Genomic DNA, 13,081 nt, shown 5'->3' with positions numbered 1-13,081 from the left:
ATATTTCTCTGATATTTAAGCCTGAGCTCGCGCCTTATAGATCTCTCGCAATTACTCTATAACACTTGTTGTAAAAATCTACGTGTCCGTTCTTCCTTTGGATCAGTAAAGAAGTCCTTAGGATGGCCTTCCTCGATTATTTTTCCATCTGCTATCATTATTACACGGTCCGCAACTTCACGTGCAAACCCCATTTCATGTGTAACTATCACCATTGTCATTCCGTCTCTTGCTAAGTTTTTCATAGTTTCAAGCACTTCTCCAACAAGTTCGGGATCTAATGCCGATGTAGGCTCATCAAATAACATGACACTCGGTTCCATTGCCAACGCTCTGGCAATTGCGACCCTTTGCTTTTGTCCACCGGATAATTGTTCAGGATATTGATGTGCTTTATCTGCCAAGCCTACTTTATTTAAAAGCTCCATTGCTTTCTCAATTGCTTCCTGTTTACTTTTCTTCCGAATATGAACAGGTGCTTCAATCACGTTAGCCAGCACCGTCATATGCGGAAATAAATTAAAGTGCTGGAATACCATTCCCATTTCTTCCCTTACTTTGTTGAGGTCCATTTTGTTTAAATCAACTTCTTGTCCGTTAATCTCGATTTCTCCACTATTCTTTATTTCAAGAAAATTAAGGCATCTTAGTAAAGTACTTTTTCCTGATCCACTTGCCCCGATTAGTACTACAACCTCTGATTTCTTAATTTCAATAGAAATATTATTTAAAACTTGCAATCCATCAAACTCTTTGCACAAGTTTTTTACTTTGATCAAATCGTTTACCTCCTTTATTCTTACTCTTACCAACGTCTAATTTCTTCTCAATTTTGTTAAAGATTAGGGTAAAAATTAGAACAAGAATCAGATAATAAATTCCGACCACAAAATAGGTCTCAAAAGGCATATAGTTTTCAGCTTGAGCAGAGAGAGCATGGTTGAACAACTCTGTTACAGCAATGTATGCCACAAGGGAAGAATCTTTTAATCCAATAATAAATTGATTACCTAATGATGGAATAGCCCTTTTAAATGCTTGGGGAAGAATGATACGGCGCATTGATAGAGAATATGGCATCCCTAAGGAGCGAGCTGCCTCCATTTGTCCTCGATCAATTGATTGAATCGCTCCTCGAAAAATTTCAGCTATATAGGCACCAGAATGAATCCCTAGGGCAAGTGCACCTGCAGTAAAATCACTTAGAACGAACACGCTAGATATACCATAATATAAGAACATAAGCTGTACTATCAAAGGCATTCCTCGAACAAGGAAAATATAAACATCGGCCAGTTTTTCAAGAATGGTAATGTTAGAAACTTTAAAAAAGGCAAAAATCATACCAATTACCATCGCAATCATCAATGAAACAACTGTTAGCTCTATAGTAATCGAGGTTGCTTTTAGAAATTCAATACCATGTGATTGGAAAATAGAAGCAATACTTCTTATAAAATTCAAGAGTACTTCACCCCCTCAGTAATATAAACCATCTAAAACTGTTTATTTTTTTAGAAGATTCACTCCAAACCATTTTATGCTAATCTTTTCGTAAGTACCGTCTTCAACCATAGATTTAATTGCATCATTTATTGCTTTCAATAGTGCTGGGTTGTCTTTATTAACAGCAATCGCAATGTTTTCTTTTTTTATAACATCGTCTACAGGCTTGATTTTTAACCCTGACTCTTTCATAGCAAATATCCCCACGATCCTATCTGTAATTACAGCATCAACGCGGCCGGGACCAAGGTCTTGTAATGCATAAATATCACTTGGATAACTTTTTATGTCTTTCGTATAAAGCTCAGCATCTTGCTTATACGTACTTGCTTGTACAACTCCTATTTTTTTATCCTTCAAGTCTGCTTTTGTTTTAATAGTATTATTAGAATCAGCTACAAAGATTTGCGCGCCAGAAATATAGTAAGGATTTGAGAAATCCACTTGTTTCGCACGCTCTTCAGTAGCCGTCATACTACCGATGATTGCATCATACTTTTTCCCTTTTAGCCCTTGTAAAATCGTTTCCCATGGATTTGTTACAGGATTGGGCTCTAACCCTATCCGCTTAGCAATTTCCATGCCAATTTCAACATCAAAACCAACCAGTTTATCCCCTTCTTTATAATTAAGAGGCTTAAGTAAACCACTCATGGCAAATGTCAATTTTCCTTTGTTTATCAGATTCATCTTTACGTCCTTTTCTTTTTTCTCATCAGTTGTTCCCGACACCTTTGTATTGTTGGATACACCACAACCACTTAAAATAAAAAGGAAAATCACACCAATAAGCAGAGTTAATGACGTTACCTTCTTCTTCATAAAATACACCTCTTATTCAAATTATTTTTGTATAGGTTACTTGATAAAAAATGCTGGATAGGGGGTTAAACAAGTTCTTGTACAATCGATAATTTATAAATAGAAAGAGGACTGGTGCAACTAGGATGAGACGCTGATTCCTTATGAAAAATCTGCTTTTACTCGTATCAAGTCCTAACCGCAGGAAAGACTTTACTATAACTCTATAAATCATTTGATTATTCCAAAATTAACCTCTATCAACCGACACCTTCCTAATCCATGTGTATCCCCCTCCTAATCAGTTATGTCAATATTCTATAATGCAATAAACGTGCCAACTTACTAGGCCAATAAAATCAATAGGTTTTAATGAATTATCAGCATATATTTTGTCAATCTTGTCAATAAATTGACAATTATGCATTTTCAGAATTATACTCAAAATGAGTAAACTTCCTTTTTTCTTACATAAGATTGTAGATAGTCATTATCTAATTACCATTTTAAACCAATCGTTCGGTATCCATAAAATAATAGTGAACTTAAACCTTTACAATTCTTTTTCTTTAATCGAATTTTCTAAAAATGGAAAATATATTAAAATAAAGGGAGTGCTTACTATTGTCTTCAATTATTGTAATCACCAAAGTGATTCATGCATTTGCAGAACTTTTACAAATTGAAATCGCTTTCTTTAATCCTGAAGGTATATTGATTGCATCTACAAAAGAGTACAAGAACAAGAAAGGAACCCGTGTCCATTTGCCTTTTTTTCAAAAACAATGTGAACAACCTGTCAATTTTGTAATAAAACCAGGCCATATGAAGATGTGTCAGGGCTGTCATTTCCAAAAAAACTGTCCGTCAACAGCAGAAATTGTGAAAAATATTGTGCAAAATGGAAATCATTACGGATATCTTTCATTCGTAAGTTTTTCTTTAAATGGGCAAGAAAAATTGATTGGCCGTCAAATAGAGTATATATATTGGATGTCACAATTAAGTGATATTATAGTATACAACCTGAATGAACCGAGCAGTTATGTTTTTAAGAAAAATCGAAAGCACATGGAGTACATTCTTGGAAACAGTCATAAACTAAAAAAATTAAAGGAGCTAATAAAAAATATTAAAAATAGCTCCTCTCCTATCTTCATTACAGGAGAAACAGGAACAGGAAAAAGCTTACTTGCAAAGCTCATTCATGATCAAAGTATGTTTCGAAATGGTGATTTTGTCGAAATAAACTGTGCTAGCATACCCGAATCTTTGTTTGAAAGCGAATTTTTTGGTTATGAAGAAGGAGCATTTACAGGGGCAAGAAAAAAAGGCAAACCTGGGTATTTTGAAATGGCCGATAGAGGCACACTTTTTCTGGACGAGATTACAGACCTTCCTATGCATTTACAGCCTAAGCTTTTAAAGGTTTTGCAGGATGGAATGGTACGTAGAATCGGCGGAACCTTTACAAAAAAAGTAAATGCCCGAATTATTGCCGCAGCTAATCAACCTTTAGAAAAACTAATGGAAGCAAAACAGTTTCGTTTAGATCTTTATTACAGGTTAAATGTGATTCCACTCCATTTACCGCCATTAAGGGAAAGAAAAGATGACCTTGAAGATCTAGTACAAACCTTAGTGGAAAAATTACAAACACGAACCGGAAAGTTCATTAACACATTTGATAAGGAATTTTTGAAGAAATTAAAGCAATATCATTGGCCTGGGAACATCCGTGAGCTAGAAAATGTTCTCGAGTACAGCATGAACATGGAAAAAAGCACACAATTAACCGAATTGTCACTACCGGATTTTATCAGTAAATCGAAACCTATCATTCGTTCTATACAACAAAATAAAGGAGTCTTAAATGATATGGAGAAAGATGTCATTATCCAAAAACTCAATCAATATGGATATGATTTTGAAGGGAAAGAGCTAGTAGCTAAGGAGTTAGGAGTCAGTGTCAGAACCATATACAGAAAAATTGACAAATTAGGGATATCTAATCCGAATTAAATAGGTTAGTAGATAGCTGAATTGTAACCCCGAATTATAAAAAATAAGCACACCTTCTGGTACGCATCACAAAATAGCCGTATATCATGATCTTTTTGTCGAATATACGGATTTTTTCATTTATTTGCAACATTCAGCCGATCATCTCATCACTATGGCAATTATATTGGTTCTCTGTATCCTCCTGTTTGTGTTTAGAAAAAATCTTCAGGAGAAGAGGAATCGAAATCTTTTTCGTTTCACTCTGGCAATTATCATATTGGTGGATAAAACATATATGGTGTTTTTGTCTTTTTCCTTAATAAGGTATTGGGTTCGAACTACCTCTACATTATGAAAAAGGCAGGAATGACTATTTTAAATTATTTCGGGCCCTGGCCGTGGTATCTTCTCACTGTGGAGCTAGCGATGATTTTGAGCTTTTATATTCTATACAGTCCATTTTGGATAATAAGGAAAATAGTGAAAGGTTCGATATATAAGGATTAATGAGTTATAAAAATTAGAGGACCTTATTAATATTAAGTTTTCTTATTATTGATTGCACATAAAGTTCAATCCTACGACAGATTTTTAAAGCACTACAAAAAGGGAAAGAGTTCTTTTTGATAACAGGTTTCAATGTCCCGATTAAATAGTGAGTATTCTATTTGCAACCAACTAATTGGATGTACTGCATGTGCGCAACGAATTGTATCCACTCTTACTTCAGAAAGACCAATATACCGCACATATCCCGCTTTAACATATCGGCAATTGCACCAACCGTTTCTTCAATTGATTCGTTTGGATCTAAACGGGCTGGCTAATAAAGATCGATGTATTCCAAACCTAGACGTAGTAGAGTATCCTCAAGGAAATTCTTTATTGCATGAGGTTGGTTATCTCCATCCTGATAAATTCTTGCCCTGCGAGTGTAGCTTACCATCAAATTTCACTGAAATAAACGCATTGTCCCGGTGGATCCTTGTAAAGCTTCACGTAGAAGAAATTCATTGTGTCCATCGCCATAGAAATCCCCTGTATCAAAGAGTGTACTGCCTTCTTCAAGTGCAGCGTGAATTGTTGCAATGCTTTCGTTTCGATTAGCATTACCATACCATATAACCACGACATCCCCATAAATCTAAGGCCAATCTCTGAAACCAGAGAACCGTTATGACCAATTACTCGCTTTTTCATAGGTATATTCCCCCTATCAACATGAGTTCAGGATATTTGGAGTAACACCTCCAAATGCATGTGGATTGCTTAGTACAAGAGTAAAACCTTCACCATTAATCATAATAACATCTGCTTTTTTATCAAACATTTCAAAGTCGAAGAAATTTTGTGCTTTAGTTAGGTCATCGACAGGTTTATTAATGAACTAAACACTTTTTCTCTTTTTTTTTAGTTTTGGAATTTGAATCTAACAATTAATAAATACCAAATTTCACAAAAGGATCATGATTGGCTATCACTGCAACACAATCCTCTCTTTGGGAGAATGTTTTAACCCACTCCAACGATTCTAAAGCTTGCTGATCATTAGAGGTATACCCAGGAAGTATAGAGTGATTCCATGACTCTTGAGAATAGCCAACATCTGAAGCCAGTAATATCCAACCATCTTCCACACGAGCAAGTACAGAAATGAGTCCGGGAGTATGACCAGGTGTAAATACAAGATAAACAAGTCCGTCATCAAATAAGTCTTTTCCTAATTGATAAGGACCGAAAGGAATTGGTTGAAGTGAAAATGGATGAAAATCGATTTCTTTGCATCTTGCTATTTGGTAATCCTTAGCAGCATTCCATTCTTTTTCACTTACAATAAATTTTTTTGCACCCTCCAGTAAATGAATACCACTTATATGATCCACATCCAGATGAGAAATGAGGGTAATCAATATCTGATGGGGTTAAGTTTCTAACTGCAAGTTGTTCTTTAATAGATTGTCCTTCTAATAGTCTTGGATGGCAATATTGATAAGCATATCCTAATTGTTCCTCTGGACTTGTACGTACTTTTTCACTCCAGCCAGCATCAATTACGGTCAAGCCAAGTGGGTGCTCAATTAAATAACACGACACTGGAATCCAAATTTGATCTTCTTTAGACCTTTCTCCGAGCTTTGGTACATTAGATAAAACATTATCTTTAAAAGCTAACCTTTTATCTACTTTTACATCTCCACAATGCATTACGTGTATTTTTACAAATGATGTCATTCATTTCTCTCCTTTTTTTCTAAAATGATGTAACTGGAAATGCATTTAAATTCGTACTTTTTTATTCTACATACCCCATAATTTCTCCTCTATCTTCAATTAAATGGCCCTATACATAAAGAAGGAGCGCATTCTTATTCTTGAATTGCGCCCGATACTTGAATAAACATTTTACTTATCTTAGCTGGAACATGCTTATTTTCTAATTTATACTTCATCGTTACTATTAATATAAGAATGTCTAAAAAACAAAAATAAAGGTAGTGCTAAAGATAATCCAACTGTAAACAGAGATAAAAGACAAATCCATTTTTCTTTAATGTTATACTTTCGCGATTCATTGAACATAAATACCAAGAAAACAACACATGAGATTATAAAATCAACTGCAAAAAAGGCCGATATCGTGTTAGTAAATAATAATTCCATTAATAAACCTAAATCAAGTCCATTATCCCTGAGGAACTGTATAAAAAAATAATACGGAAAAACAGTACCAATTAGCCCTAAAATTAAATATAATTTTTTCACTGGATAAATTCCCCTTTTTTTAACAAAATTACTATTAGATTACCATACCTATTTCAAAATATATATATATTATTGAAGATTCATTTTCTAAACAATCTGGCCCTTTAACGGAATCATGGCTAACGTTTTTTCAGCCTTTTGTGCTTTAATAGATCATCGCAGTTTCATTGAGGAAAAAACACACCCAATTGAAAAAATTCTGAGTTTGTCCTACAAATATCCAAACAATTTTAAAAAAAATTCATTTAATAAATTGAAAGGAGTTGTTGTTTTAGATGAGCAGCAGTAAAGATTTTAGACACTTTGCTTCTCAGCTTGAAGGCCAAGAAGTAGAAGTTGTCACAAGTAATGGAACATATACAGGGACACTTGAATATGTGGGTAGTGATAGCATCATTTTGTCAACTAGAATTAGAGGGCGAAGAGTAAGAATGTTAATTCGTATTGCATTAATAGTTGCACTTTTTAGTCTATTAACAGGTCGTAGTTTCACTTTTTAAAGCTTTTTCTAACAAATTTGGGTGACTAAGTTTAATTTAGACACCTTTTTTTATTGCGTCACCTTAAACAATTTTTTCATTCTCCTAGTTCCTTCATGCAGCATAGCAGCATCCCAAAAACGCATCCGCCCTTAATCCTTCTTAAAGTAAACTGCCGCTTTAACTAATTAAAGACCATGAAAAATGGACTGCTGAAACAGTCCATCTTTGTTCAATTCTTGCACTCTTTAATGGAATAGCCTTATTTCTAAAACAATGCTCATTAATCGTTCAGTGATTCTCTGGCTTGTTGTTATTAAAAACTAATTGCCGGGCAGTTGGATGCCGCGCCAGCCGATTATATCGCATTGGCCATATTCATTATCACCCACTGCAACCACCGTGCCGTCCGATTTAAGTCCGACGGTATGGGCACACCCCGCCGCTATCGCCACAATATCGCGCCAATCACTTACATTACATTGGCCATACTCATTCCAACCCACAGCCGCCACAGTACCGTCCGATTTAAGGCCAATGGTATGATTACTAACCACCGCTATCGCCACAATACCGCGCCAGCCGCTTACATCGCATTGGTCATGTTTATTCAAACCCACAGCCGTCACCGTTCCGTCCGATTTAAGACCGATTGTATGAAGATAACCCGCCGCGACCGCCACAATATCGCACCAGCCGCTTACATTGCACTGGCGATACCGATTATTACCCACAGCCGTCACCGTTCCGTCCAATTTAAGACCGATTGTATGCCAGTCACCCGCCGCGACCGTCACAATATCATGCCAGCCGCTTACATTGCATTCACCTTCATTATTTCGGCCCACTGCTACCACCATGCCATCCGATTTAAGCCCAATGGTATGACGCCAACCCGCCGCAACCGCTACAATATCGTGCCAGTCGTTTACATCGCATTGGTCATGCTTATTCCACCCCACAGCCGCCACAGTACTGTCAGATTTAAGCCCGATTGTATGAGCATTACCCGTGTTCGTCGCCATATGAACATTACCAGCCGCGACCGCCACAATATCGCGCCAGCCGCTTACATCACATTGGCCATTTTTATTATCACCCACAGCCATCACCGTTCCGTCAGATTTAAGCCCAACGGTATGACGACGACCCACCGCTATGGTATCTTTAGGCCACCGTTTCACCTTTAACACCGCTTCTTTCGGTGAAATGTAATCCATGTTTTACCTCCTTGAATATAAGCAACTGTATGGTTGTGTGATAAAGGAACCATATCTAACTGTCCTTTTAGTTTATTCCATTATCTGGCCCTTAAATATAAAAGACGCGTTTCTAAATAAACGCGCCCTATAATGGAAAAACTATGAAGCCCCTATCATTAAATTAATTCACCAAAACAAAAAAATTTTTGTTCAATTAACGATTTGACGGCCAAGACCCTTGCATTTTTCTTAATTGAATAATTTGCCCTGTATGATAAGCATCATGAAGCATGATGTCAAGTAATTTCCTCTCAAGTGAATTTTGGTCAAGCTTTTCATCGGAAATTGTACTCAATACCTGTCTTAAATTGCGTTGAGCGCTTTCGACACGTTCAACGACTTTTTTCCATTCCTTATCGTCATTAGGTTGATTGGTAAGATTAAATGTTTCATCACCGTCGAGATTATGTGTCCATTCACTGCCTTCTAAGTTTACAGCAAGTCTCTCTTTATAATAAATGAGATGGTTAACATTCTCCCAAATGGTTTTAGTTGCCTTTCCAGATGGTTTCCAGTTAGCCTGTTCGGCTGTAAGTCCTTCTATTGCATGTTTTAACGGTGCATACCAACTCTCTTTATCGAAAGTTGAATCTAGGACGTTTAAAAGCAAGTTAATTCGTTGCAAAGTCCTCTCCTCCTTTACAATTCCAAGGATTTTCTAACAAATAAAAGAACTCTGTATAAGATTCTACATTTTTATAAAACATCCTGCTTTTTAAATCCTTTGTTAATCTTATTCAACAATCTGGCCCGATTGTGGAACAAAAAAAATCCTGCATATCAACACAGGATTTATAATCAAACTTTATTTTAAATAATAAATCTTTATTTTAAATAATCGAACTTTGTTTTAAATGAACAATCTTTTTTATAAAACTACAATAAAAAAGAGCTATCGAATCTGCTCATAAGGTACAACAAATTATCGTTATTGTAATAAGTAATGAAGTTATCTAATTATCTTTATTACCATTGTATAACTTATCAGCCTTAAATACGCTTAGAGACAAAACTAAAATAGATAAAATGACGAAAATTACCCAATAGCTAATATTAAATATTGCAAGTGCTACTGCTATTGCACTCAATTTTATAGTTGAAACAAAACCAGACATTGCTTTTATATCTTTTAGAACCTTATAATTCATTATTTCTCCTTTCATAAAGATTAACTTTCCAATTTATCAAATTTTAATTTTCCAGTAGGTAAGAACACATCTTCTTTTTGTGTTACTTTTATTACTCGCATAATTCCTCTTGCTAAACCAACCACATAACCAACAAATATCCCTAAACCTACCCCAATTAGCAATAATAATTTATCCCCGCGATAAAAAATGGAATCACTTTGAAATATTGGAGCATAGAATATATAAAAAAACAAAAATACAATTTGTTTTTTTGTTTTTAAAGAAAGGAGTATGACAAGATGCCACAGTTGCCTCCCTTTGAAAAAGAGAAACTCCATCAAAATTTAATGGATGTTGGAAAAAAGTTATTTATTGCCCAGGGTTTGAAAAAAACATCACTTGAACAATTAACTCAGGCAATTGGGATTGCAAAAAGTACATTTTACACGTTTTACGACTCAAAAGAATCGATGTATTTAGAACTATTGGAGATTGAAGCTGTCGGAATGGAGGAACGTGTTTGGGGGAGGGTAAAAGAGACAGTTAGTGTTTATGATGGGATATTAGCTTATTTACATCAAATGGTACATGAACTACGTACAAATTTACTCTCACAAAGGCTTATGACACATCCGGAAGAATTAGAAATGGTCAAGCTGAGGGTAACTCCTGAATTTGTTGAAAGGAAAATGAAGCGGAATGTTATCCCTTTGATGACTTATATTACCAAACAGCAAAAAATGGGACGGATGATTAATGATGATCCGGTGGTCATAGTTGGCGTTATGCGTGCGGCTATGTTGATGGAAATTCACAGAAAAGATTTTGGAGAAGAGGTCTATTCGAAGGTTGAAGATATTATGTTTAGTGCTGTTGCCAATGCTTTGACAACTTCGCCGAACAAACATGAGGAGTGAATGATATGGACTTTCATGAAATTCTCAATTGGGCTTTTCAGCGCCATTTAAATCCATTAAGCTGGTATATTCGCCCCCTCTTCCTAATTATATTGGCTTATTTTGCATATAAACATAGCTGGAAAGGTCTTATCCTAACATTTGTAATAATGATGAGTAGTATGGTTTGGTTCCCTGCACCAGAAACGATAAATTCGCAAATGAAGACAGTTTTAGAATACGAAAAAATGCTTTTAAGCAATCCCGTTTCTGCGATTATTACGGTTGCTTTTATGATGATTTTTGTGTTTTCGGTCGGAATGGCCTTTTGGAAGCATTCACTGAAACTAGGTTTAGTCATATTAAATGTTACCCTCATTGGAAAAGTTATCCTTTCATTACTTTTGATAGGAAAGGACGGATGGGCACCTCTTGGTAACACTATTTTTGGTTTAATTTTAGTAAACGGTATAGGGATGTTTCTAATCTATAGAAAACGGGCAACTAAAACTTCAGAGAAAAGGCATCATCTCTAAAAATGAGAGGACTGTTTATCAAACGTATAACAGTCCTTTTTCCTTAACATCCTAATTCTTTTTTCTATGGTTCCATTCCACTATGTACCTTAGCGTTCTTCCGAACTTCAAATAATGACAATGCTTTGTAATCTAACCGAAATTTCTTTGTAAATAAACAACGTTATAATAAAAGACACATGATAATGAAGGAATTAGGCAGGTGTCTGTATGGAAGAGTCGATCGCAAAAACTTATTTACAAAAATCATTAGATGAATGGAAGGATGATATTTCCCAAGTCCTTTCAGAAATAGCAAAAGAATACGACCAAGTGGCACAGGAATTAAAGGTTTACTCCTATAAATATGGTATAACAAAACAAGTCATTCAATCGACTGTCAATGAGGAGCTTATAGGAAACATTCGAGAAATGTATCATAAACCTTTTGAAGAAAACTATAATCAACTTAAGGAATACATAAAAGATTTAGAAGAAAAAAGAAGAGTTTTTGATATGTTTATTAAAAAAATAGATGAAGTGATTCGGAAAGAATCCAAAGAAGTTTCATCAATTATTACTTAAAACGGAGGTTTCCGGAAAGTCAGTTTTGACTGACTTTCTGGAGCCTTATTTTTTTCGAAAGGAGCATATTTAACACCTATATGCCACAAATAAATAATAAGGAGCTGCCATTACAACAACTCCTCTAATTGTTAATGAGTAATTTCATATCTTCCAAAAGAAGGCCGAGGCGGTCAAATTGTGAGGCAAACCCTTCGACTACACCCATATCTTTTACTTGTTGAAGGGTCTCATTTGAAGCGAATTGGGAAAGTGTAATAACTTTCGTTTTACCTTCTTGTTCAATAAATGTCATTGTTACAAGGATTTCGGGGATGTTGCCGATAGGATTACCATCTGCATCTACAAATGTATCTGTGTATACAATCTTCTCCGGCACTATAATCTCTTACCCCAGTTACTTTAAGTACAATTATTCACAATCTTTCTTTTAGATATCTTCTTTAATATATCTAGTATAAGGTTCATAATCCCACGCAGATGGAAAAAAATGAATAACAGAATTGCTACTCTTACAGAAAAAGAATTGAAAAGATCAATCAATTAGAGCAACTATTAGGACTAACACTAGTTTCTTATGAAGGCAATGAAGAAAAAAAAAATTCCACAAATTGTGTGGGATTAATTTTTTTACCACCTATATGCACTTTCACATTCTTTCGGCTCATAATAACAATGCTGTTTATATGGCCCTGCAAATGGTTGGTCGTACCATGTTGGTGGACATGGAGCATGAGGATTAAAATACCATAAGGAATGTTTAGCTGGATAATTCCTCCAGTAATCCAAATTTTGTTTTGCTAATCTTTTCTCTGCAGTTCTTGGAGCTTGGTAAAATATATTACCCTTTTGCACAGCTTCAAAAGAAAAATTTCCTCCTTGTACTTGAAAAATTACTTGTGAAATTGTCCTTAGACCTTTAAAGTCTAAACAATCTGCTTTTAGACGATTAACTATGACATTCCCTACAAGCAACATTCCCACTTTTCCTTCACCTTCGGCTTCTGCTCTCATCATCCTTGCCATCAGACCAACATCCGCTGATCTATATTTTGCTCTCGGCATCCTTTTCACCTCCGATTTAAATGTATGATAAAAAGCCTACATTATGTTAACGGGTTCTGTTATGTAGTAAATAAT

At 35.3% G+C, this 13,081-nt stretch carries 19 protein-coding genes and 1 pseudogene; 6 read left to right on the top strand and 14 right to left on the bottom strand.

What is annotated here, in order from left to right; genetic code table 11:
* Window positions 1-56 precede the first annotated feature (56 nt).
* Genes BN1082_RS14020 through BN1082_RS14010 form a run of 3 tightly spaced genes read right to left on the bottom strand, consistent with a single transcriptional unit; the run spans window position 57 to window position 2,328 of the window.
* Window positions 57-779: an amino acid ABC transporter ATP-binding protein gene (locus BN1082_RS14020; protein ID WP_090635227.1), complete on the bottom strand. Its 723-nt coding sequence runs from the start codon at window positions 777-779 to the stop codon at window positions 57-59.
* Window positions 745-1,446 (bottom strand): amino acid ABC transporter permease, encoded by a 702-nt coding sequence (locus BN1082_RS14015; protein ID WP_425412172.1) that lies wholly within the window; start codon window positions 1,444-1,446, stop codon window positions 745-747. Before BN1082_RS14015 ends, BN1082_RS14020 begins: the two co-directional genes overlap by 35 nt.
* Before the next feature lie 60 nt (window positions 1,447-1,506).
* Window positions 1,507-2,328, bottom strand: coding sequence for an ABC transporter substrate-binding protein (locus tag BN1082_RS14010; protein WP_090635225.1), 822 nt, complete (start codon window positions 2,326-2,328; stop codon window positions 1,507-1,509).
* Window positions 2,329-2,931: 603 nt separating this feature from the next.
* Between BN1082_RS14010 and BN1082_RS14005 the strand changes: the two genes are divergently transcribed.
* A complete protein-coding gene (locus BN1082_RS14005) occupies window positions 2,932-4,329 on the top strand; it encodes a sigma-54 interaction domain-containing protein (RefSeq protein WP_090635224.1) in 1,398 nt (465 codons plus the stop codon).
* Window positions 4,330-4,602: 273 nt separating this feature from the next.
* Window positions 4,603-4,818 (top strand): TMEM164 family acyltransferase, encoded by a 216-nt coding sequence (locus BN1082_RS29010; protein WP_483814926.1) that lies wholly within the window; start codon window positions 4,603-4,605, stop codon window positions 4,816-4,818.
* 92 nt (window positions 4,819-4,910) lie between these two features.
* On the opposite strand, the pseudogene BN1082_RS28900 reads toward BN1082_RS29010, so the two are convergent.
* From BN1082_RS28900 to BN1082_RS13985, 5 genes and pseudogenes are all read right to left on the bottom strand, one after another.
* Window positions 4,911-5,066: pseudogene (locus BN1082_RS28900) on the bottom strand (aldo/keto reductase); the annotation flags it as partial.
* Window positions 5,067-5,256: 190 nt separating this feature from the next.
* The gene (locus BN1082_RS27960; RefSeq protein WP_245640434.1) at window positions 5,257-5,511 is read right to left on the bottom strand and encodes a hypothetical protein; all 255 of its coding nucleotides are present in this window, start codon (window positions 5,509-5,511) and stop codon (window positions 5,257-5,259) included.
* Window positions 5,512-5,747: 236 nt separating this feature from the next.
* Window positions 5,748-6,221 carry an MBL fold metallo-hydrolase gene (locus BN1082_RS13995; RefSeq protein WP_176699800.1) on the bottom strand — a complete coding sequence of 158 codons (474 nt, stop codon included), beginning with the start codon at window positions 6,219-6,221 and terminating at the stop codon, window positions 5,748-5,750.
* Window positions 6,136-6,543 (bottom strand): MBL fold metallo-hydrolase, encoded by a 408-nt coding sequence (locus tag BN1082_RS13990; RefSeq protein WP_090635222.1) that lies wholly within the window; start codon window positions 6,541-6,543, stop codon window positions 6,136-6,138. Before BN1082_RS13990 ends, BN1082_RS13995 begins: the two co-directional genes overlap by 86 nt.
* Before the next feature lie 207 nt (window positions 6,544-6,750).
* Window positions 6,751-7,074, bottom strand: a complete 324-nt coding sequence (locus BN1082_RS13985) for a DUF2834 domain-containing protein (protein WP_090635221.1) — start codon at window positions 7,072-7,074, stop codon at window positions 6,751-6,753.
* 275 nt (window positions 7,075-7,349) lie between these two features.
* On the opposite strand from BN1082_RS13985, the gene BN1082_RS13980 reads away from it, so the two are divergent.
* Entirely contained in the window at window positions 7,350-7,574 is a 225-nt protein-coding gene (locus BN1082_RS13980) for a hypothetical protein (protein ID WP_090635220.1), read from the top strand.
* Between the two features lie 302 nt (window positions 7,575-7,876).
* Here BN1082_RS13980 and BN1082_RS13975 read toward each other — a convergent pair whose 3' ends face one another.
* The 4 genes from BN1082_RS13975 to BN1082_RS27550 all read right to left on the bottom strand — a co-directional run bounded on the left by BN1082_RS13975 (window position 7,877) and on the right by BN1082_RS27550 (window position 10,127).
* Entirely contained in the window at window positions 7,877-8,773 is an 897-nt protein-coding gene (locus tag BN1082_RS13975; protein WP_090635219.1) for an RCC1 domain-containing protein, read from the bottom strand.
* 196 nt (window positions 8,774-8,969) lie between these two features.
* On the bottom strand, window positions 8,970-9,440 hold the full coding sequence (locus BN1082_RS13970; protein WP_090635218.1) for a DinB family protein: 471 nt from the start codon (window positions 9,438-9,440) through the stop codon (window positions 8,970-8,972).
* 328 nt (window positions 9,441-9,768) lie between these two features.
* A complete protein-coding gene (locus BN1082_RS13965) occupies window positions 9,769-9,963 on the bottom strand; it encodes a hypothetical protein (RefSeq protein WP_090635217.1) in 195 nt (64 codons plus the stop codon).
* A gap of 20 nt (window positions 9,964-9,983) precedes the next feature.
* Entirely contained in the window at window positions 9,984-10,127 is a 144-nt protein-coding gene (locus BN1082_RS27550) for a hypothetical protein (RefSeq protein ID WP_176699799.1), read from the bottom strand.
* Between the two features lie 117 nt (window positions 10,128-10,244).
* Here BN1082_RS27550 and BN1082_RS13960 point away from each other — a divergent pair, with 117 nt between their 5' ends.
* The 3 genes from BN1082_RS13960 to BN1082_RS13950 all read left to right on the top strand — a co-directional run bounded on the left by BN1082_RS13960 (window position 10,245) and on the right by BN1082_RS13950 (window position 11,941).
* Complete coding sequence (locus BN1082_RS13960; protein WP_090635216.1) at window positions 10,245-10,862, top strand: TetR/AcrR family transcriptional regulator; 618 nt, start codon at window positions 10,245-10,247, stop codon at window positions 10,860-10,862.
* A gap of 5 nt (window positions 10,863-10,867) precedes the next feature.
* Window positions 10,868-11,377 (top strand): hypothetical protein, encoded by a 510-nt coding sequence (locus tag BN1082_RS13955; RefSeq protein ID WP_090635215.1) that lies wholly within the window; start codon window positions 10,868-10,870, stop codon window positions 11,375-11,377.
* 210 nt (window positions 11,378-11,587) lie between these two features.
* Window positions 11,588-11,941: a hypothetical protein gene (locus BN1082_RS13950; RefSeq protein WP_090635214.1), complete on the top strand. Its 354-nt coding sequence runs from the start codon at window positions 11,588-11,590 to the stop codon at window positions 11,939-11,941.
* A 124-nt stretch (window positions 11,942-12,065) separates the two neighbouring features.
* Here BN1082_RS13950 and BN1082_RS13945 read toward each other — a convergent pair whose 3' ends face one another.
* Together BN1082_RS13945 and BN1082_RS13940 are read right to left on the bottom strand one after the other, a co-directional pair.
* Window positions 12,066-12,320 carry an SRPBCC domain-containing protein gene (locus BN1082_RS13945; protein WP_245640433.1) on the bottom strand — a complete coding sequence of 85 codons (255 nt, stop codon included), beginning with the start codon at window positions 12,318-12,320 and terminating at the stop codon, window positions 12,066-12,068.
* Between the two features lie 251 nt (window positions 12,321-12,571).
* Window positions 12,572-13,006, bottom strand: coding sequence for a cell wall hydrolase (locus BN1082_RS13940; RefSeq protein ID WP_090635212.1), 435 nt, complete (start codon window positions 13,004-13,006; stop codon window positions 12,572-12,574).
* Between the last annotated feature and the right edge of the window lie 75 nt (window positions 13,007-13,081).

Source organism: Neobacillus massiliamazoniensis (genome assembly GCF_001048695.1).
Lineage (GTDB): Bacteria > Bacillota > Bacilli > Bacillales > Cytobacillaceae > Neobacillus > Neobacillus massiliamazoniensis.
Note: the sequence above shows the minus strand (reverse complement) of the source record. Positions and strands in the feature narration are given on the sequence as shown.

Bases quoted from the DNA above. Each gene is read 5' to 3' on its own strand.
- BN1082_RS13950 (WP_090635214.1), top strand. From the start codon at position 11,588: ATGGAAGAGTCGATCGCAAAAACTTATTTACAAAAATCATTAGATGAA.
- BN1082_RS13955 (WP_090635215.1), top strand. From the start codon at position 10,868: ATGGACTTTCATGAAATTCTCAATTGGGCTTTTCAGCGCCATTTAAAT.
- BN1082_RS13990 (WP_090635222.1), bottom strand. From the start codon at position 6,543: ATGACATCATTTGTAAAAATACACGTAATGCATTGTGGAGATGTAAAA.
- BN1082_RS13940 (WP_090635212.1), bottom strand. From the start codon at position 13,006: ATGCCGAGAGCAAAATATAGATCAGCGGATGTTGGTCTGATGGCAAGG.
- BN1082_RS13975 (WP_090635219.1), bottom strand. From the start codon at position 8,773: ATGGATTACATTTCACCGAAAGAAGCGGTGTTAAAGGTGAAACGGTGG.
- BN1082_RS14010 (WP_090635225.1), bottom strand. From the start codon at position 2,328: ATGAAGAAGAAGGTAACGTCATTAACTCTGCTTATTGGTGTGATTTTC.
- BN1082_RS13965 (WP_090635217.1), bottom strand. From the start codon at position 9,963: ATGAATTATAAGGTTCTAAAAGATATAAAAGCAATGTCTGGTTTTGTT.
- BN1082_RS13960 (WP_090635216.1), top strand. From the start codon at position 10,245: ATGCCACAGTTGCCTCCCTTTGAAAAAGAGAAACTCCATCAAAATTTA.
- BN1082_RS13980 (WP_090635220.1), top strand. From the start codon at position 7,350: ATGAGCAGCAGTAAAGATTTTAGACACTTTGCTTCTCAGCTTGAAGGC.
- BN1082_RS27960 (WP_245640434.1), bottom strand. From the start codon at position 5,511: ATGAAAAAGCGAGTAATTGGTCATAACGGTTCTCTGGTTTCAGAGATT.